Origin of the sequence: Bacillus sp. FSL R5-0709 (assembly GCF_038004785.1) — a bacterium.
Classification (GTDB): Bacteria; Bacillota; Bacilli; order Bacillales; family Bacillaceae_G; genus Bacillus_A; species Bacillus_A mycoides.
In genome coordinates, this window is the sequence record NZ_JBBORT010000001.1 from 4987651 (window position 1) to 5008830 (window position 21180).

Consider the following 21180-nt stretch of genomic DNA (forward strand, 5'->3'; position numbering starts at 1 on the left):
CTTAATAGTTTAATAGATATTTAATTGTATAAAACTTTCGGAAAATTGAATCCCCACTTACATTGTTACACTCATTTTACAAAGTTTTACACAATCATTTATATTGTAACAAAAATACCAATGATTAGAAATATGACATTCTATCTTTTAAGATAGTTTTAAGGAAAGGTTTCCTTATATAAAAAAAAGCGATCCAAAATAATGATTGGATCGCTTTTCTGAATAAACTATTACGCCACTTTAGAACCTTTTCTCTCATGTCCACGTTGAACGATAAATAAGAATACTGTTGATAAAATACCGCCTGCTAATAGTAAGATGAAGCAGCCATCCCAGCCAGAACGATCAACAATAACACCAATTGCTGCGTTTGCTACAAGACTTCCGCCTACATAACCGAACAGACCACACATACCAACTGTTGTACCTACTGCAAATTTCGGTACTAATTCCATCGCACTTAAACCGATTAAAAACTGTGGTACGTAAATTAAACAACCGATAATAGAAACTGCAATACTTACAACAAGTACGCTAGATGCTTGCCAATATACAACCGTACCAACAACAACACCAGCCATACTCATAATACATAATGGCATACGTTTTCCTTTAAATAATTTATCACTTAAAAGACCAACGATTAATGAACTTGGAATTGCCATACCTTCAAAAATCGCGTATGCAGCATGTGCTTCATTTTTTGAAAAACCTTTAACTGTTGTTAAATAAAGCGGAACCCAGTTAATAACACCGAAACGAATTAAGTAAACAAATGCATTTGCAATACATAAATACCAAACGAACTTATTTGTCACTACATATTTCATTAAAATTTCTTTTGGTGACATCTTATTAGCATTATCTGCTTTTTCAAGATTTTCATAGTCATTACGATACTCATCAATTGGAGGAAGACCTTCAGATTCTGGTGTATCCTTCGCATTAATCCAAACAAGAACTGAAATTACCATTGCGATAATCGCTGGGAAAATAAACACGCCGCCTTGCCAATGATTTTCACCAAAAATACCTACACCAATTCCAACAAGTGGTGGCACTAGCATTCCACCAACGTTATGTGAAATATTCCAAATACCTGTTTTCGTACCACGTTCTTTCTTCGAGAACCATTTCGTCATAACGATACTACAAGGTGGTGCTCCCATTCCTTGTACAATACCATTTAGGACAAGTAATGTAACGATCATCCCAAATGAAGATGCAAAGCCGAAGCAAATATTTACAAGCCCTGATAAGAACAATCCGACTGCGATAAAACGCTGGGCGAAAGCTTTATCTGATAAATTCCCCATAAAGAACTTACTAAATCCATAAACAATCGCCATTACTGAACCTAGTAGTCCAATTTGAGCTGTACTAAAACCATATTCTTGCACTAAATACGTGCTTGATAACGTAAAGTTACTACGAACTAAATAATAAGCAGCATACCCAACTGAAATTCCCATTAGCACACGAATACGCAGTAATGTATATACTTTAGCGATCATATCCGCTGGTAACCTCTCAATTGCAGGTGCTGGCTTAAGCCATTTAAACATATTCTTTCGTCTCCTTTTCTCACTGCTGAGAGAGACGCTGTCTATTCCATATCTCGATTATTCCGCTATTTGATATTTTTTGGTTTGCCCTTCTAACCGGCTGTCCTTCTATTTCTTTCTCATTCTTCGCAAACATCGTTGGTACGCCAAACGAAACTTTTTCTAAAATATGCCCCGCTTCTTCCGATAAACAATAATCAATAAATAAATCCGCAATAATACCACTCGGCGCACGCTTTAGTTTCGAAATCGCATTAACGGACAACCCTGTTTGCTCAGGTTCGTTACTTAAAATAGGAAAGCCTTGTTTTTGAAGCATTCTCTGATCTCCCGCAAAATTGATGCCTATCATATATTCACCGCTCGCAACCAGTTCTGCAGGCATATAACCATTCACCGTTACTTCACCAACTTGCCTTGCAAGATTCTTAACATACTCTTTCGCTTCTCTTTCACCTAAAGTATCAATAAGTGATTGAAACAAAGTATATGCTGTGCCGGAAACGTTTGGATCAGGCATTGCAATCTTACCCGTATATACCGGATCTAATAAATCTTGCCACCTTGATGGATATGGAAGACCGAGCGGCGCTATTTCTTCATTCCACCGCTCTTTATTAATCGCGATTGCCAGTTTCTCCACTTCATAACCGTACCAATAACCATCTTTATCTTTAACAGTCTTTGAAATACGATTCGCATGCTGGGTCGTAACAGGAATAGAAAGGTTCTTTTGCTTCATCATTTGATGCGCATCTACTGTACCGCCAATAATAATATCCGCCTTCGGATTTCCGGCTTCCTCTTCTACTCTCCGAAGAAGTTCTTCTGTCGATAGACGAATAAATTCATATGTACACCCGCGTTGTTTACAAAATGACGAAAGCAAAGCTTCACCAACTTCCTCGCGGGCTGCTACATACGCAACGAGATGACGATCATCCAAAATAGGGAGACCACTTTTATTATATTTAATAGAGGTTGTATCTCGAGAGCAACTAGACATCGCTCCTCCGATTACTAGCAAAAAGAAGAAAAAGGCTATCTTTCTCATGACACACTCTCCTTTACAAGGAATTCTGCTAGGGAGCCCTTCATATACATGACATTCCCGTTATTATCACCGAGATATTGCACAACAAAGTACGATGGATACACAGAAATAGTTAGAATATCCTCCCGCTCATTCTTTACACGTTTGCCTGTTTTATAGGCAGTAATATAAGCAATCGGCTCATTCTGTGATTGTAATAATTTCTGAATTTCTCCGTAATCTGTAATTTGCTTTGCGTATCGAATAGAATCAAATATTTGCGTAAGATCTATAGTACGTATTACATCCCCTTGCCTCACTACAACTTCCTTTGCCTCCGCAAAGAAATTACTAATGCGCTCTGGTGTATAATACAGACTTAACAAATACGTTTGAAATGCTGAGATCATCGGATCCGTACCATTCTTTCCGTATATATTAGCCTCGTACTGGAACAAGTCACCTACTGCAAAAGTACGTTTATGTCCATTCAAGTACGTTACTTCTCCAGTAAATACTTGTTCTTGATTCCTCGCTTCTCTCGGTTCTATTCGAATTCGGTCAAAGAATGAAACAATCGTATGCAAACGAACTTCATCCGTTACAACAATTTCTCCCCACTTCTCATGCCTTACTTTCACTTCAGTAGGAAGGGATTCATTCACTCTTTGTAAAACGGCTTGTTTGTCATCCACAATTGTGATTCGATTATATATTTGCTTCTCAATAACATAAAACAAAATAAGAGAAACGATCATACAAAAGACAAACATAAGAATTTGAAATGATAGCCTTTTCATTTCTGCCTACCTCCAAGATAAAAAAACGTTGTTTCGAAAATACCGCATAATTGTTTCATAAATGTATCATTTAACCGCTTTCAAGTTTTTTATGTCTTCCATCCGTCTCGGGAGTAAAAATGTAATGCATATTGTAGTTCCCATTTCTTCACTACTCTCAATTCGCATACTTCCGCCTTGCCTCTTCATAATCTCCTGACAAATGTATAAGCCATAGCCATTCCCGTAACTTGAAGGAAGCACCTTACCTTCCGGAGACTCATTCCATTCTGCAAGCACACCTTCATCCATACCAATACCATCATCATGAACAAAAACTTTCGCTTCCTGCTCATTTATAATTACATTCATACGAACTTGCGTAGCATCACTATATTTAATCGCATTATCAAGCACATTCAAGAAAATTTGCTTCGTCTTATCAAAATCCGCAACGACGTGTACTTCTGTTAACTCATTCATAACTTCAATTTCAAACTGCTGCAACCTAAGTTTCACAATCGAAACCGCTTCTTCTGCCAATTCTTTAATATTCACGACTGTAGGTGACACTTCAAACGTACTCTTCCCGTACTTTGAAGACTTAAGTAATTCCTCTACAAGTGATAATAGACGCTCACTTTCTACAGACACATAACGGAGGCTCTCCTGCACATCCTCCTTCGACTGCAACTTCGGAATTAAATCCACATAACCGATAATCGCTGTTAGCGGTGTTTTCAGCTCATGCGTAATGCGGTCCAAGAAATCTTTCTGTTTCTCTTTCTCTTCCTTCAGCTGCTTAATATGCAGCTCAATCCCATCAGCCATCGCATTAAAGGACGCTGAAAGCTGCGCAATTTCCACATACTCATTCAGCTCAATCTTACTTTCATAATCTCCATTCGCAAGCCGATATGCCATTTGCCTTAACTGATCAATTGGTTTATGAAGAGACTTCGCCAAACGAATCGCAAAGAAAATACCAGCAGCTACTAAACAAAGAGAAGTCATTAAAAACGTCCAACTCACATTTGTTAAAACTTCCTTCTCATCCGTTAACTCATTTATAAAACGAATACTTCCAATGACATCGTTTCCATAATAAACCGGACTTGAAAACAAAAGAATTGGAGCTGGGTCTCCCTCCTCGAAAACATACGATTTCTTTCCCTTCAAAGAACTCTCGATGTCAATATTCCGATGAAGTAACGCTCCTTTTTGTGTATCTGCAACAACATCTCCATTCTTCCCAATCATCTGCACCCGGACATCCATTCGCTTCGCTAAATACGAAGCAATTAAAAGCGAATTAGGCCCTAGCGTCTCTACTTCTGCTTCTTTCTCTAAATAATTCATCGTATAAATTTGCGCTTCCACACTTAACTTTTCTAAGGAATCTGCCGCATTATGATACACATTCTTCTCCAGTGCAATATAAACAACCGCATACAAAAGAACAAGAATTGGAATCAACAACCCAACTATTCCAAACACCATATTTCGTTTTAAAGACATATCATCACCTTTTAGCAATCAAGCTTATACCCCACACCATAAATTGTCTTAATATACTCCCCGCTCGCGCCGAGTTTCTTTCGAAGCCTTTGCACCATAATATCAACCGCTCTCGTATTTCCGATATACTCAAACCCCCATACCTTCTCTAATAGCTCATCTCTCATGAATACACGCTGCGGATTCGAAACAAACAACTGACATAAATTAAACTCTCGGTACGTTAACTGAATCTCCTGCCCACTCACATGAAGCTTTCGTTCCTTTGGACAAATAAGTAAATCACCAGCCCCAATCACCTCATGATTTAAAGGAATCTCCTTCTTCTTCACGCGCCGCGCCATATTCTTCACCCGAAGAATAAGTTCCGCATAATTAAAAGGCTTCGTCACATAATCATCAGCTCCAAGCTGAAGACCAAGTAACTTATCATTCATCTGACTCTTCGCTGTCAGCATAAGCACCGGAATATCACGCTCCTTCTCTCTGAATAAGCGTAACAACTCATACCCATCCGTATCAGGAAGCATCACATCTAAAATAAGTACATCCGGCTGCTCATTCCATCTCTCTAAAGCTTCTCTCCCATCAGCCGCCGTCAATACTTCATACCCTTCCATCTCTAACTGCATCCGAATCAAATTACGAATACTCGATTCATCATCTACTACAAGTATTTTCATCATTCTCCTCCTTCCACCCTGTATTATAGTACAGTTTAGTATAGCAAAAATAAGACAAAAAAAGAGAGGGTATTGTCGAACATATTTTGTCGACGATACCCTCTCTTTTTTTATATTTATTTAACATATCCATTCGGTTGTTTTTGATGCCAATTCCATGCGTGCTCGATATAGAAATATGCTATTACTAAATATCCCTCACTACCTTTACAAATAGTAAGGGATATTTAAAATTACCGATTTAATTCAAGATGTGCTTTTAACTTATTCGTTAAATCTTGTTTTGCTGCATCTGGAACATAGTAGTACCAAATGCCATCAGCGGCTTTGTGACCGTCACCTGGGATTTGAATGTCCTCACTATTATTCAAGCAGTTTTTATAATTCTTTTGCATATCAAACATTTGATCTTGCGTTAAGTTTGTTTTCACATTCTTTTGAATTGCTGTTAACACATCTCCATAGCTTGTTAAAGAAGAGAAACTAGCTCCTTTCTTAATAACACCCTGCATTACTTGACGCTGGCGCATCTGACGACCAAAATCACCACGCGGGTCTTGTTTACGCATACGTGTATATGCTAAAGCCTCATTACCAGTTAAATGAATATTCCCTTTCGCAAAATGATGTCCATCCTGCGTAAATTCTAAATCATTATTTACATCTACCCCACCAACTGCATCAACGATATCTTTAAATCCTTCCATGTTCACTTCAATATAATAATTAATAGGAACATTCAAGAATTTTTCTACTGTCGCTACAGACATATCTACGCCGCCAAATGCATACGCATGGTTAATTTTATCACTTTTCCCTTTTCCAACAATTTCTGTGTATGTATCACGAGGGATACTTACTGTTTTCATTGAATTATTTTTAGGATTTAACGTGATAACCATTAAAGAATCCGAACGCCCCTTATCCTCACCGCGCTCATCTGCTCCTAATAATAAAATTGAAACCGGTTCAGCGTTACTAATTTTTTCGCCAACTTTATTGTTGTTTTGATCACGCTTTAGAGGTTTATGAACTTCCTCTAATGTCTTAGATACAGAAGAATATACATTATAAGCATAAACTCCTCCGCCTATAATTAGTACTCCAATAATACCGAGTACCCAAAATAAAATTTTCTTTTTCATTATTTAAACCTTCCTTCTTAAACCTATCGTCAACCTAACTTACAATACATATAAACCCTATTATACAGAGCACAAAACAATTTAATAAAACTAAATTATATATCAATCCACAAAAAATAGACAAATAACAATTGTATATCGTTATTTGTCTACCATATATCTTAATATATTTATTCTTTCTTGTCACCAAGCGCAAACGTAATTTCCGTCTCACACGCGATTTCACCGTCTACAGTGGCAATTGCTTTCCCTTTTCCAATTGCTCCTCGTACACGTGTCATTTCGACTTCTAAACGAAGCTGATCCCCTGGCCGAACCTGTCGTTTGAAACGGCAGTTATCAATACCAGCAAAAAATGCCAAACGTCCACGATTTTCTTCTTTTTTTAACATCGCCACAGCACCAACTTGCGCTAAAGCTTCTACAATTAAAACGCCTGGCATTACAGGATAGTCAGGAAAATGTCCGTTGAAAAATTCTTCATTAGCTGTCACATTTTTTATTCCAATAGCACGCTTTCCTTCTTCTACTTCTAAAACTTTATCCACAAGTAGAAATGGATAGCGGTGAGGAATAATTTCTTTAATTTGTTGAATATCTAGCATACACTTCTCTCCTTAAACAAAATTGGTCATACCACCAGAAGTTATACTATCATTATCCCATTTTAGCCCTTATTTGTCATTAGAAAAAACATCTTCAAAATTCTTCCTCCAAATAAAAAAATGTATACACTCTTTTCAATATATATTATTACTGACACGGAGGTTGAAAAGAGTGTATACCCAAGTTAGGGAAAGGCAAATTATATCAAATATATTAAGCCTTAATGTCGTATTCATGATTTATTATATATGACAAAAATCAGAAATAAAAACCTAATTTTCGACCTTTTTCGTATTAATTCCCTAATTTTACTTAGGATTTCTCTATTTTCCTTACATTCTCTTAAATGTGATATTTAGAAATATGAATTTTAATAAAAAATTTCAAAATGAAAATAAAAATATCTTGTAATAGAAATATCATCTTTATATTATGATAAAATGAATACAATGTTTTGACCTAATTATTCAACTTCAAATACCTTTATTTTTAGAAAGGAACTGACAAATGGCAAAAGGTATACATACTATAGAATTAAAGGCTTCCCCAGATCAAATTTGGAGCTTTGTTAGTAATATAAACAATTGGGCTCCACTAGTTACAGGCTATGTTAAACATAAGATTATTGATGATAAACATTCAACTTGGCGTTTGCACGGCGATTTGGGATTTATTAAACGAGACGTTAGTCTAAACGTCGAAATTAGTGAATGGCAAATGCCAGATAAAATTAGCTTTACAATGACTTCGCCAACCAAGAAATTGATTGGCAGCGGCTTTTTTCATGCTGAATCAACCTCTCCCTCTACTACAAAGGTAACAAGTCAGTTGGAAATACAAACAACTGGTAAAGGGGCCTTTATTTTTAACGGAGCCATAAAACCATTTGTTCCTAAAATGACAAAGCAACTTTCTAAAAAAATGGCGGATGAATTAATGAAACAATTATAAAAAACATCCCGGGAATTTATTTGCAAATAAATCCCCGGGATGTTTCATATGAAAGTTAATTATGAACCATTTCTTTTTTTAATAAATTTTCCATATAACCTAATAATTCATTCTTTAACTCATCATGTTGTAAAGCCATTTCAATCGTTGTCTGAATAAATCCAAGCTTCTCTCCAACGTCATAGCGCTTTCCTTCGAAGTCATAAGCAAACACTCTTTGTATCTCATTTAAACGCTGAATAGCATCCGTCAACTGAATTTCGCCACCTGCTCCTGTTTGTTGGTCTTCTAGGAACGTGAAGATCTCAGGTGTTAATACATAGCGTCCCATAATTGCTAAATTGGATGGTGCTGTTCCTTTAGCTGGCTTTTCTACAAATTTACTTACTTGATAACTACGGTCTTTTTGTACTAGCGGGTCAATAATACCATAACGATGAGTTTCAGTTTCCGGAACCGTTTGAACACCAATTACTGATGATTGTGATACCTCATATTGATCCATTAATTGACGTAAACATGGTGTTTCAGCTTGTACAATATCATCCCCAAGCAATACAGCAAATGGCTCATTACCAATAAATTTACGAGCACACCATACAGCATGACCTAAGCCTTTCGGTTCTTTTTGACGAATATAGTGAATGTTAATTTTTGAAGACTCTTGTACCTTCTCGAGAATTTCATGCTTTCCTTTTTCTAGTAAGTTCTGTTCCAACTCAAAAGAATGATCAAAGTGATCTTCGATAGCGCGCTTTCCTTTTCCAGTTACAATAATAATGTCTTCAATTCCTGATTCAATTGCTTCTTCCACAATGTATTGTATTGTTGGTTTATCAACAATTGGTAACATTTCCTTTGGCATTGCTTTAGTTGCTGGTAGAAAACGAGTTCCTAATCCTGCTGCTGGGATAATAGCTTTTTTTACTCTCTTCAAAAATAATCACCCTACCTCATAATATTTCTCTCTAATTATACAACTTTCAACAAATTTATCTTCTTAACGAATTATTAATAAACTTCTGACTAATTTGTAAATAAAATGGATATATCCTTCTTTTTCTAACGATTACTCAGAAAAAATCTCTTACTTTATTAACAAGCGGCTTCTTTATAATTCTTTTGCATATCAAACACTTAATCTTGTGTTAAATTTTTTTAAAATTTTTCTCAATCACTTTTAAAATATCACCGTAGTTCGTAAGAGAAGAGAAATTTGTACCTTACTAATAATAATTAGCGATATAGATAATTGGGCACCACTAATTACAGGTTACGTTACACATAAAATTATTGATGACCACCACTCGACCTGGCGTTTACACGGTGATTTAGGAGTAGTAAAAAGATATATTAACTTAAATGTTAAAATTACAGAATGGCAAGAGCATGATAAAATAATTTTTACAATTGCTTCTCCAACAAAAAATTGGTGGGCAACGGATTCTTTCGTGCTGAAGCCGTTGATTCATCCAAAACAAGAATAACAAGCGAATTGGAATTAAAAGCACATGGTAAAGGAGCTTTTGCTTTCAATGGGGCAATGGAAGCTTTTGTTCCAAAAATGACGAAACGATTAACAGAAGCAATTGCTAACAATTTAGCAGGAAACTATCATTGATTCATCTCACTTCTCATATATTTTAATACACAAAAGCCGTTGGAATAATCTTTTCAACGGCTTTTAATTACAAATTTTTCAAATAGAGTGATCGAATGATAACCTAGCACTGAACTTGACTAATACTATTTATTTAATTGTTCCGGAATAACCAAGTTGTTTAGGCGATTCAAAAATTCCTTGTAATATCCCGATTCATAATGAGAGAAGGATGTACCAAACGGATATGTCGCATCCCCGATATAACTTGTATCAGTTAGATCTATAACTTTTGCACCTGGCATACGATACATAAAATAATTATCAAGTTTATCCCAAAAATAATTATTTCTACGGATCAATTGCGGATCTGAAAATGACTTAATCTCTCTATTTCTATCAAAATATGTAGGAGTAAATCTTCCTTTATTTAAGATAATCCTGTCCTCTGGTAATATCTCTGTTAATTTTTTAATAAACCTTTCAACTGCATCTTTCCAAATATCGAAATATCTTTCCTGATTTGAATGACCTATAACTTCTACATTTTCTACTTGATTGATATAACTACTGTCTTCCAGTATATAACTACAACTAACATACCTGTCATCATGGAATTTCAATATAGCCTTAGATGCATCCGAATAAAGATCCAAGAGCAAATAATCAGCCTGTGATTCTTTTAATTTATCAAAAAAACTTTTATCAAAATCAACTGCAACAAAGTTTTTATCGTTCTCTCTAACACCTGTTAATTCTTCAACATTTAATGGAACTGGATTTGAAACAAGACTAATTATAGAAGAATGAAATTGTGTATAAACACAATTATATATTTTTTTGTAATTAGGATTAAAATATGAACTTGAATTGAATGCATTTCTACTAAAGCATGTTCCCAATACAGCCATCTTAACAGCATCTTTATTTGTATTCTTATCCTCCGCAATGTATAAAGAAAGCTTAGATAAACCATTTATAAACAACTTGGCCTTCATATCTTTATCTATAGACTTTATATCAAAATATGAAAACTCATTTTTAAGTTCTTTTGAAACATCAAGCTGCAAATCACTTTCATTATTCTTATCTGTTTTAAACCTTACAAAGCAATCCCAGACTTCTTTATCCCTTAGAATATGTTTATTTAATATGTCCTTTTTGTTAATTTGAACAGTAAAATTTCCGTTCTTATTTTCTAATTTATACAGCGTTTCTGCATAATATTCAAAACCACTGCCAACTTGTTCTCTTCTCTTGATGACTAGGTTAGCTTCTGATAATTCCCTTTTACTAACAAATTCCAATCCTAAGACAAAGTTTATGAATTCATTATTATCCACTACTTCTTCTAGTTGAACTCTATTAACCATATCTGATTGGTAAATTGCTAATCGATTATCACCGGTAATATAAGGTCTAGTGTAGAAGAAATTATTCTCTTTAAGTTGCGTATATCTAAAGACTTGCTTTTTTAATGAACTTTCGACTTGTAAAGGGAAAGTATAGCCTTCAGTTTCTTCTTCATTATATACACCTAACAAAACATCCCAACATATTTCCTTATCTTTATTAATGAGCGGAACTCTTTCTGAAATATTCACTTCCACATATATGGTATTCTCTATTATCGGTAAGACATTCATATTTATACTGACATCATGGAAAGGCATACCCACTTGATTTCTTCTTTTAAAGGCAATCTTTATTTTCTCTTTATTTAAATACTTACTATCCTTCCCAGATAAAAAGATGTTTGCTGAAAGATTTCCATTTAAGTAATCCATATTTTTTAAAACTGGATTAAGTTGCAATCCTCTCACATAAAACGCTAAAATTTTATCTTTTGGTATGTATGGAACTAGTTTAAAAACACCTTTTTTACTATAATAATATTCAAATTTATTTTCAATATTATTATTCACCTTAACTAAACATTCATTTTCTCCAGAAACCATCCATATTAGCCATGTTGCCTCATCATTTAGCCCTTGTTTATCTATAATAAGTTGTAAATCAATATCAATTTGAAAATTTTCTTCTTTAAAATCTGCTTCCAATTCAAATTCTAAAGGAAATTCAAAATCACGATGATTTCTTTTTTTTCGTAGAATAAATTTCCCCTGCTCTATAGTAGAGGTCCCGATAATTGTTATTTTCCCTTGTTTAGGCCTATATACTATTTCATCTACTTTAACATCCATGTACAAACCCTCTCTTCATCATTTGCTATTAATATGCCCTGTAACTATAGTTAACCAGATTTTTTTAGTGAACACTATTATTTACTAATCGTTCTCTTTATTGTTTATATAAATAACTTGTTATTTCTTCATTTACTAAGAGATTCATATCTAAAACTGGTTATACTGATATCTTAAATAAAAGAGATTTACCCGACTAAAAAGGTAAATCTCTAAACTATCTGCACTATTTTTTTACCATAATTGATAATAATTGAATTTCTTTATGTGTTTGATCAGAGCGTGCTGCAATGTAATAACTTTTTGTCTCAAAGAAGTAATTTTTTTCGGAATCGTTATTTATAATTTCCTTACCAAGTAATTCACGTAACTTAGCAAAAGACATTGAAATATCTTCGTATACAACTTCTACTACTTTATCTTGAGCGATAACAAACTTCACATTTCCGTCTTTATAGTTTGTTTTACCTAGCTTAGTTGATGATGAGATTAACGTACGAGGATATACAGCTTTGAGCTCATTTACTGTCTTTCCAAAGTATGTTGGGACGGTTTTTAAAGCCATTCCATATACACGGTTTAACAATGATGTCACCTCATCTAATTTTGTATCATCCATTGCGACATAACTTGAAGTAAATGGCGTAGCATATTCTGCACTCACCCAACCTGTTTCACCATTAGGAAGTAATATTTGTATCCAATTATCGTTAGTCCCGCTATCCTTTGTAAGATTAGGAACAGTAAATATCTCTCCAAAATTAGCTAGTACTAATCGTTCACTACTTTCGCTTGGTTCTTTTCGAATACTAATATTATTACTATTTACTATATACTTTTTATCCTTAGCAGATTGTTCCTTAACTTTTTCATCTTCACCAGTACTTTTGCTTTGAACCATTTTTTCTTTATTCTCACTCACCTTTATCTGTGAAAATAGATCTTTACAATATACCCCAGTAGCGATTATACCTATACTGATAGTAAAACATACTCCAACTAATATACCACTTTTCTTTTTGAATTTACGACGTTTCTTTCTTGCTTGATAGCAATCTCCTTGCGTTGTTTCTTTTGATTTCCCTTGCAATAGACCATGTTGAAATTGTAAGGTTTGCTCTTGACGTAACTGTTTTTTTTCTTCTGTATTCATTTGATTATATCGCTTTAAAAAATCACTATAATTACCTACTACTTCATTTACATCTCCATACTCTTTCATTTGTCCATAATGTAACCACAGTGCCTTTGTGCAGAAACTTTGCACCTGAGACAAGGAGTGACTAATAAAGAATATCGTTTTTCCTTGTTCTTTAAATTCATTCATTTTATCTAAACATTTTTTTGTAAAAGTTTGATCCCCAACAGAGAGAGCTTCGTCAATTACCAAAATGTCCGGGTCAATATGAACTGAAATTGCAAATCCAATCCTGGACTTCATTCCACTTGAATATGTTTTTACAGGTTGACCCATAAATTTTCCAATATCAGCAAATTCAATGACCTTTGGTGTAATTTCTCGAATTTTCTCTTTCGTAAGTCCCATCATTAAACCTTTTAATTCAATATTTTCAATTCCTGTTAACTGGTTATTTAATCCTGATGCAATTGCAATGAGCGCAGCAGAACCTTCAACTTCTATTTTACCTTCATTTGGAATTGTAACACCGGCAATTAAATTAGATAGCGTGCTCTTCCCCGAACCATTTAAGCCCACTATTCCAACAATTTCTCCTTCTGGAACTTCAAAGGAAACTTTATTTAAAGCATAGTGATAATCACCATCTTCTCTCTTAATAAATAAATCCTTTAACTTATCAGAAGATTTATTGTACATCTTAAACCTTTTTGTAACTCTTTTGAACTTCACTTTATAATTCATTGAATCATTCACCTTTTATAAGTAGTCAACAAATTGTTTACGGAACCTTATATGTAAAACAGATCCGATTACAAACAATATAATAGCCATTATCCAAAAATATAACGTATACATCGACCATATGAAACTAATATCACCATGCAATAGTGAAGAGCGGTAACCTTCAACTATATAATAGAATGGATTTGTTTTCATTAAAAACATAAATATCCATGCCATATTTTCACTTGGTTTCCACAAAACAGGTGTTAAGTAAAATAACATACGCGTAGCCGACTGTATAAATAAATGAATATCTCTCAAAATAGTTGATAAAGTTGATGTAATAAATGCTAAAGACACTAAAAAGAAGAATGCCGAAAACATACAGTATAAAACTCCTACTATTCCAAGAAAACTTAATCCTTTTGTCACTGCAACAATCAATAATAAAACCACAAGTAAAATAGCATGTGTGTACAATTGAGATAGTATTATATAAGTTGGAATAACACTAAGCGGGAAATTCATTTTCGAAACTGTGTTCAGCTTTGCATAAATAGAATTAGATCCTTGTAAAATAGAACCATTAATAAAGAACCAAGGAATAATTCCACATATCATCCAAACAAAGAAGGGAACACCTTCTACGGGCCTCCCTCCACGAATTCCTAAACCAAATACTAACCAATAAACAAAAATTTGTGTTAAAGGATTTAGAAAAACCCAAAAAACTCCTAATGCACTACCTGCATATGCTTGTTTTAACTCATACACAGAAAGTCTTGCCATTAAATATACATTATCCAGTTGTTCTTGAACAATATTCCTTATCACTTTCATATAGCACTCACATTTCTCCGTACTGCTCTATATAAATTACCAAAATTGATAATCTTCATATTACTACATTCACCTTCTCGTATACAATTACGTGTATCAAACAAAACTGGATTTTTCATCATATTTGCTAAATAATCATAATCTAACTCTGTAAATTCTCTATGATCCGTTAAAATGAGGAGAAGGTCTGCATCTATTACAGCTTCTTCTATAGTGAAAACATCAAAAAATTCATTATTAATGTATGGATCATAAATCGCAACATCAAAACCTGTATCCCTTAATAAATCAATAACCTCAAGTGCTGGACTTTCTCTCATGTCATCAACATTACCCTTATATGCTACCCCAAAGACAGCAATTTTTGAATGTATATTGTCTTTTAATATCTTTTTAATACTATCCACTACATAAGATGGCATTGAGTTATTCGTATTACGTGATGTTTGAATTATATTCGTTAACTCTGGCTCTTGAGCTACGATAAAATATGGATCCACTGCTAAACAATGACCACCTACACCTGGACCTGTCTGATGTAAATTTACACGTGGATGTTTGTTAGCCATCTTAATTACATCTAGTACATTAATTTCCAATGAGTTACAAACTTTTGCTAACTCATTGGAAAGTGCAATATTTACATCCCGGAATGTATTCTCCATTAATTTAGACATTTCAGCTGTCCGTGCGTCTGTTGTAATTATCTCCCCTTGCACAAATATCTTATATACATTTGCACCTTCTTTAGCACAATTGGGTGTCACTCCTCCTATAATGCGATTATTATAGATTAGTTCTTTTAAAATGCTTCCTGGAAGTACTCTTTCTGGACAATGGACTAAATAGATATCTTCTCCAGCTGAGAAACCGGCTTCTTCCACCAATGGTTTCACATAATTGTCCATACTCCTTGGGGCAATTGTAGACTCAATAATAATTACATTACCCGGTTTCATATATGGAAGTACTTGTTTTATAGCATTTAAAACATAAGTTAAATCACAAGATTTATATTGATCTTCATTATTAGGTGTTGGTACAGCAATAATAAAAACATCTGCCATTTCTGGAGTTAAAGAGGCACGAAGTGATCCTTTATCCACCATTTCTTTTACAATTTCATCTAAACCTGGCTCTTGAATGTGGGCTTTCCCACTATTTAACTTACTTATTACTTCTGGTCTTAGGTCTACTCCAACTACCTCCGCACCATGCTTTGCAAACATAGCAGAGGTAGGAAGCCCTATATACCCTAAGCCCATTACACAAATTTTCATAGATTATATCATCTCCATGTACTTCATTGAACAATATATTTATTGCTTTAAAGCTTCAAAAATATTCTTATACACTGGTTTGATTTTCTCCAGACAATTTATTAATACAATTTCATGTAAGTGATTTAAAAAATCATTATAGTATTTAGGATCATAATGAACACCGAACAGCCCCCACGGATGCCCTTCATACGCAGTATATTTCTTATGATTTAAATCAATATATTGAACATCAAATTGCTCTAATACATACTGATCTAGAATACTCCAGTATTTATTTATCAACTCCACATCTATACTTGGATTCATTCTTTTTAATTGATTATTTTCGTCATAATAAGAATCTACAAATCTCGCCTTGTGGACAACAATTTTACAATTAGGTACTTTCTCTTTTAATATTTCAAACAGCTTCTGAACTGCTTTTTTCCATAGTACAAGATATTCTTCAGTATTTCGTATAATATTCAAATACTGTGGATCTTTTATTTCTTTAAAAAATTGCGTTTTTCCTAATTTCCAATAATTATTTGTAACATAAGTATCAGCAAACTTCATGCACCCAAAGAATGCATCACCAAAAAAGTCGACAATAAGATAATCTGGTTTTTGCTCTTCTAATTTATTTAAAAAGCTTTTTTCAAAGTCAGTCCTCATATCATTAGAATCCCACTGATTTAGCTCAGTAACTTTATTTACTGGAAATGTTGTTGGTTTTTCTAGCAAGCTAATAATTGAAGTTTGATTTTGCAATAAAATACATTCATAATAACGTTTATAATCATAATTAAATTTACTATTAAAATTATCTCTCGTTACACAAGATCCTAAAACCGCTACAGTAACCGCTTTTGAATCTTTATTTGTTACAAACTCTTTCTTAGTATCTAATTCTTCACCATTTTTTTGTGTATAAATACTCAAGTACCCTTTATTATTTAAGTACGGTTTAACAGAACTATTGAATTTAACCTTAGTATAACTATAATTTTGATTAGGTACCTCCAAGTAAAACTCTTCATATACATTATTATCTTCTATCCCTATAACAACATCTATAATTGTTTCATTATCTAAACTAAAATTATGAAATACTTCTTTAACTGTACTCTGAAAATTCAATGTGTCCCCTTTGATCTGAACTTCACACTTTAATTGCTCATCATACTCATCTTCATTTCTTCTTTTAAACACAACCCGATATTTACCAGGTTCTTTTAGTTCCTTCTTGAATATAGGAATTGAGATATTTAACTTATCCTCATTCATTTCAAAACCTGATAATTTAATGCCTTTTTGTATTTGATAGGTCATAAACGAAAATGTCTTATTACTTTTTGGTTTTAGATACAAAGTATCTGTAACAGGTATTTTATATTTAGGTTGTCCAAATTCTAAGATATCCATTTGAATAGGATAATACTTTTCGTCTACTTTTATAAACAGATTTATTACATAACTCTGCTGCAGTAATAAATTTAAATGTAAAATAGTATTAAATTCTATATTACTCTCAAACATCTCTTCTCTTACAGCCATTTTCTCTATATGTTCATGTATAAGCGATTGTTTTTCATTAAGAATAAAACAACTCAATCGAACGTCATCATTTTTATCCACATTTCCTTGAGATACAACTTTAATAGCCACGCTTTTATTGTCAAAATTCAAGCTGCTTACTTTATACATATATACCTCTTTCTAAAAAAATTTTATTTATTTGCTTATCTTAAAATCAATTCCTGACTTCCCTCTAGAAATGTATATGGAATCAATGATTCCCACACACGTTCCTCCATATTATTTAAGAAGTTTTTTCTTTTATTATATTGTAAATCCTTTGAGCATTATGGGTATCTTTATGTTTGAAAATCCTTTTTGAGTTTGCTAGATATCTCTTATTGATTTTCAAATTATTATCTATAATTTTTTTCATGTGATCAATTAATTCATTTTCAGAAGAAACAACAAAGCCTAATTCATTATATTTTATTTCTTCACAAGGAGCATGGTGATTATTATGCGGATCAAACTGATACATTATAACCGGCTTCTCCATATATAAGAAATCTGATGATACAGACGAATAATCAGTAATTAGCAATGCACTTTCTTTTAATAACTCTGATACAATCGCATTACTTTTCACTAGAAATTCTATTTGTGGATGCTCTATAACAAATTCATCCATAAACTTTTGCATTTGACTATGAACATAAAACTTTACTGGTATATTTTTCTTTTCTATTAGATCTAAAAATTCTTGATTCGTAATTAAATCTTTATATGCTTTATAATAATCTGATTGTAGAAATTGAACTTTATTCACATTTGATAAATGTCTACGCCATGTTGGCATAATTAAAATTTGTTTCTTTGTCTTCCTTTTGTAAAGGTTATCAAATCTAGCGAGTCCAGTTACCGCCACATCCTCTTCAGGATATCCTAATGTTTTCATAATAATTTTCTTTTCATATTCTGAGCTCGAAATAATTAAATCTTGCTTATATCTTTCTTTACTTAAATACGGAGCAATATTGTGAATAATCACACCATGCTGCAAACAAATATTACTTTTTTTAGAAACACTTTTACCAAACCATCTAATAAACTCTTGTTTTTGTCTGGGATATGAGCACTCTTCAAACACCCATGCACTAATATAAGTACTCGCGGCTAGCATATAAACTTTATGCTTAAGAGATGAATGATATATGACATTACCGTATTTCTCCACTTTATTTAAGTGGGGTGAATCCTGATTAATCACATAATATACTTTTTGCGATGGATAGTTTTCTCGACAATACTTGAAGAAGAAATATCCATTATCTTCAGCTTGATCTTCACGTTCTCCAACTAACCAAATTTGTTTCCCACCAACTTTTAAGCGTACAAATAAGCTTAATAAGAGAATAAAGAATTTATATAAAGATCCCTTAATATAGTCAAACTTATCTTTGATTCCTCTAATCGGCTTCGTAATTCTCCATGATAAGGACTCTTCTAAATCATGCGGATTTTTTTCAAAGTAATTCTCAAATTTTTGAGATTGATTATACCAATATCGTCGACTTCTAAAAATTTGCATATACTGAATTGCTTCTTCATATAAATTTAAGTTTACAAGATCTAAAAAGGTGCTATATCCTTCATTACCTTCATAAATAGCTTCGTCTGAAATATACAGAATTTTCTTCAATGTATCCAATAATTTATTTTGATATCTTTTTTCTATTTGATTTAAAAAGGTATTTTTATCTATTAAACTCAAAATTTTCTTAAAGAGTATAACCTTTATATCCTTATTAAAATCTTGTCCATAGTTACTTATTAAAACATCTACAATATAGTCTACATCGTGTATAGAATTTATTACATACTCTTCATTAAATGGTGTTTTATTTTTATATTTTATTTCATTCGCAAACTCATAACGAAGATTTGATAAATATAAATTAAAATCTAAATATCTAATATTAGCTGAACTTATCTTTGAAATAAAACTTATTCCATGCTTTAATAAAACTTCCTTTTTTATTAACTTTAATGTAGTAATCGTATTAAAATTACTATGCAGTATATTTTCTTTATTGATCAAATTATCTTGGGATTTTTTTTCTAAACAAGCTGCTATAAAATCTAAATCCTTCTTTTTGGCAGCATCATATAGCAATCCATATACATTAGGCCTAAACTTATCATAAAAATCAAAGAAAGTAACGTATTCCCCTTTTAACTCATTAATCTCAATATCTTCTTTGAGCAGGATATTCATTTTATAATTTCCCTTTAGGGTTTCTATATATTCAACCATTTCTTGGGTAGTGCTTTCATTATTACAAAAAATAACCAATTCGAAATTCTTAACATTAATGGTCTGTTTCTGCAATAAGTCGAATGCTTGTTTAATTACCGTTTCATCATGAGTTTGTAATTGTGTCACTACGCTTAGCTTCATTCATAAATCTCCTTTTTATAACATCTTTCACTTTGAAATTCTTATTTCTAAGATATTTAGTAATCTTCCAAGAAAAACTATTGCGAATAAAACTCTGCTTTCTATATCTTTGCTGTAACTCATTCCCTTGTTTCAACCACCATCTTCTTGAAATTAACATGCTATTATATTCTAACGCTGTCTCTATATGACCTTTAGTAATTAAACTCAACAAAGATTCTTCCCATACTAAGTATTTTCTTGTTATTTCTACATCGTAGTCATCCACTACGCCTTTAATTAAATTTATAAGTTCTTTTTTTTGTTGAATCGGTAATTTATTGAAGTCCGGATCGCAAACTTTCCACAAAATAGATCTCAAAGCATTTACTTGAAAATAGCTGTATTCTTTTTTATTTAACTTAGTTTTAATTACTTCTGCAGAATGTACATCATTAGTAACTGATGTCATGATGTCTTGTTGTGTTAAAGATAAATTATTATCGTCATCACGTGCTCTATATCGATAAACATTTTTAGGAATATAACTAAATTTCTTTGCTTTTGCAAATAACTGTATATCATAAAACTTGTCTTCTCCATTTCGCATTCCTTCAATGAAAGAAATCTTATTCTGTCTAACGAATGAAGTTCTCACTAACTTTAAAGTAATAGCTGTTTTCACCTGTAAAAAGAACGGGGAAATTTCTGTATTAGTATTAAAATATGGTTTTTGTAAAAGGTAATGTTTAAATGTTGAATGTTGAAATGTTGAACCATCACTATCATTAAAACTTTCCATTTTTCCCATAACAAAATCTGATTTATATTCTTCCGCTATATTAAATAAGGTTTCATATGCGTCTGATGGTACATAATCATCTGGATCCATAAATATTAAATATTTACCTCTCGCAAGATCAATACCAATATTTCTTGGTTTTCCAGGTGCACCACAGTTTTTTTCTAGATGTATAACTTTGAAATTATCATACTTCAAAGCATATTGATCTAAAATCTTTCCAGTACCATCCGTGGAACAATCATTCACCATAATAACTTCTAAATTCTCTACACCAATTGCTTGATCAACTAAAGAATCTAAACACTCTGCAATATACATTTCTACGTTATATATCGGCAATATTACCGAAATTAATGGTTTTTTCAAG

At 32.8% G+C, this 21180-nt stretch carries 17 protein-coding genes; 2 read left to right on the plus strand and 15 right to left on the minus strand.

Features of this window, described 5'->3' with window-relative positions; all coding sequences use genetic code 11:
• Window positions 1-230: 230 nt before the first annotated feature.
• The 7 genes from MKX37_RS25745 to fabZ form a co-directional block, all read right to left on the minus strand.
• Entirely contained in the window at window positions 231-1565 is a 1335-nt protein-coding gene (locus tag MKX37_RS25745) for an MFS transporter (protein ID WP_078421814.1), read from the minus strand.
• Window positions 1566-1584: 19 nt separating this feature from the next.
• Window positions 1585-2619, minus strand: coding sequence for an ABC transporter substrate-binding protein (locus MKX37_RS25750; protein WP_002130009.1), 1035 nt, complete (start codon window positions 2617-2619; stop codon window positions 1585-1587).
• Window positions 2616-3398 (minus strand): DUF3919 family protein, encoded by a 783-nt coding sequence (locus MKX37_RS25755; protein WP_012262015.1) that lies wholly within the window; start codon window positions 3396-3398, stop codon window positions 2616-2618. The genes MKX37_RS25750 and MKX37_RS25755 overlap by 4 nt, the downstream gene beginning before the upstream one ends.
• Window positions 3399-3464: 66 nt before the next feature.
• Window positions 3465-4895 (minus strand): HAMP domain-containing sensor histidine kinase, encoded by a 1431-nt coding sequence (locus MKX37_RS25760; RefSeq protein ID WP_033731113.1) that lies wholly within the window; start codon window positions 4893-4895, stop codon window positions 3465-3467.
• Window positions 4896-4906: 11 nt separating this feature from the next.
• On the minus strand, window positions 4907-5578 hold the full coding sequence (locus MKX37_RS25765) for a response regulator transcription factor (protein ID WP_002167361.1): 672 nt from the start codon (window positions 5576-5578) through the stop codon (window positions 4907-4909).
• A gap of 233 nt (window positions 5579-5811) precedes the next feature.
• Window positions 5812-6723, minus strand: a complete 912-nt coding sequence (tagU, locus tag MKX37_RS25770; RefSeq protein ID WP_002089694.1) for a polyisoprenyl-teichoic acid--peptidoglycan teichoic acid transferase TagU — start codon at window positions 6721-6723, stop codon at window positions 5812-5814.
• 170 nt (window positions 6724-6893) lie between these two features.
• Entirely contained in the window at window positions 6894-7328 is a 435-nt protein-coding gene (gene fabZ / locus MKX37_RS25775; protein WP_000884318.1) for a 3-hydroxyacyl-ACP dehydratase FabZ, read from the minus strand.
• Window positions 7329-7836: 508 nt separating this feature from the next.
• On the opposite strand from fabZ, the gene MKX37_RS25780 reads away from it, so the two are divergent.
• Window positions 7837-8280, plus strand: a complete 444-nt coding sequence (locus tag MKX37_RS25780; protein WP_078421813.1) for a CoxG family protein — start codon at window positions 7837-7839, stop codon at window positions 8278-8280.
• Between the two features lie 55 nt (window positions 8281-8335).
• Here the strand turns inward: MKX37_RS25780 and galU are convergent, their stop codons facing one another.
• The gene (gene galU, locus MKX37_RS25785) at window positions 8336-9217 is read right to left on the minus strand and encodes a UTP--glucose-1-phosphate uridylyltransferase GalU (RefSeq protein ID WP_078421811.1); all 882 of its coding nucleotides are present in this window, start codon (window positions 9215-9217) and stop codon (window positions 8336-8338) included.
• A 558-nt stretch (window positions 9218-9775) separates the two neighbouring features.
• Here galU and MKX37_RS25790 point away from each other — a divergent pair.
• Complete coding sequence (locus MKX37_RS25790; RefSeq protein ID WP_262449349.1) at window positions 9776-9901, plus strand: hypothetical protein; 126 nt, start codon at window positions 9776-9778, stop codon at window positions 9899-9901.
• A gap of 125 nt (window positions 9902-10026) precedes the next feature.
• On the opposite strand, the gene MKX37_RS25795 is transcribed toward MKX37_RS25790, so the two are convergent.
• The 7 genes from MKX37_RS25795 to MKX37_RS25825 form a co-directional block, all read right to left on the minus strand.
• Window positions 10027-12084 (minus strand): DUF6270 domain-containing protein, encoded by a 2058-nt coding sequence (locus MKX37_RS25795; protein ID WP_078421810.1) that lies wholly within the window; start codon window positions 12082-12084, stop codon window positions 10027-10029.
• A gap of 226 nt (window positions 12085-12310) precedes the next feature.
• Window positions 12311-13966 carry a teichoic acids export ABC transporter ATP-binding subunit TagH gene (gene tagH / locus MKX37_RS25800; RefSeq protein WP_078421809.1) on the minus strand — a complete coding sequence of 552 codons (1656 nt, stop codon included), beginning with the start codon at window positions 13964-13966 and terminating at the stop codon, window positions 12311-12313.
• 15 nt (window positions 13967-13981) lie between these two features.
• Window positions 13982-14788 (minus strand): ABC transporter permease, encoded by an 807-nt coding sequence (locus MKX37_RS25805; RefSeq protein ID WP_060749209.1) that lies wholly within the window; start codon window positions 14786-14788, stop codon window positions 13982-13984.
• Window positions 14785-16068, minus strand: coding sequence for a nucleotide sugar dehydrogenase (locus tag MKX37_RS25810; RefSeq protein WP_078421808.1), 1284 nt, complete (start codon window positions 16066-16068; stop codon window positions 14785-14787). The genes MKX37_RS25805 and MKX37_RS25810 overlap by 4 nt, the downstream gene beginning before the upstream one ends.
• Before the next feature lie 39 nt (window positions 16069-16107).
• Window positions 16108-17757: a DUF6270 domain-containing protein gene (locus MKX37_RS25815; protein WP_078421807.1), complete on the minus strand. Its 1650-nt coding sequence runs from the start codon at window positions 17755-17757 to the stop codon at window positions 16108-16110.
• 115 nt (window positions 17758-17872) lie between these two features.
• Window positions 17873-20029 (minus strand): CDP-glycerol glycerophosphotransferase family protein, encoded by a 2157-nt coding sequence (locus MKX37_RS25820; RefSeq protein WP_254865748.1) that lies wholly within the window; start codon window positions 20027-20029, stop codon window positions 17873-17875.
• The gene (locus MKX37_RS25825; RefSeq protein WP_078421806.1) at window positions 19992-21179 is read right to left on the minus strand and encodes a glycosyltransferase family 2 protein; all 1188 of its coding nucleotides are present in this window, start codon (window positions 21177-21179) and stop codon (window positions 19992-19994) included. The genes MKX37_RS25820 and MKX37_RS25825 overlap by 38 nt, the downstream gene beginning before the upstream one ends.
• Window position 21180: the final 1 nt, after the last annotated feature.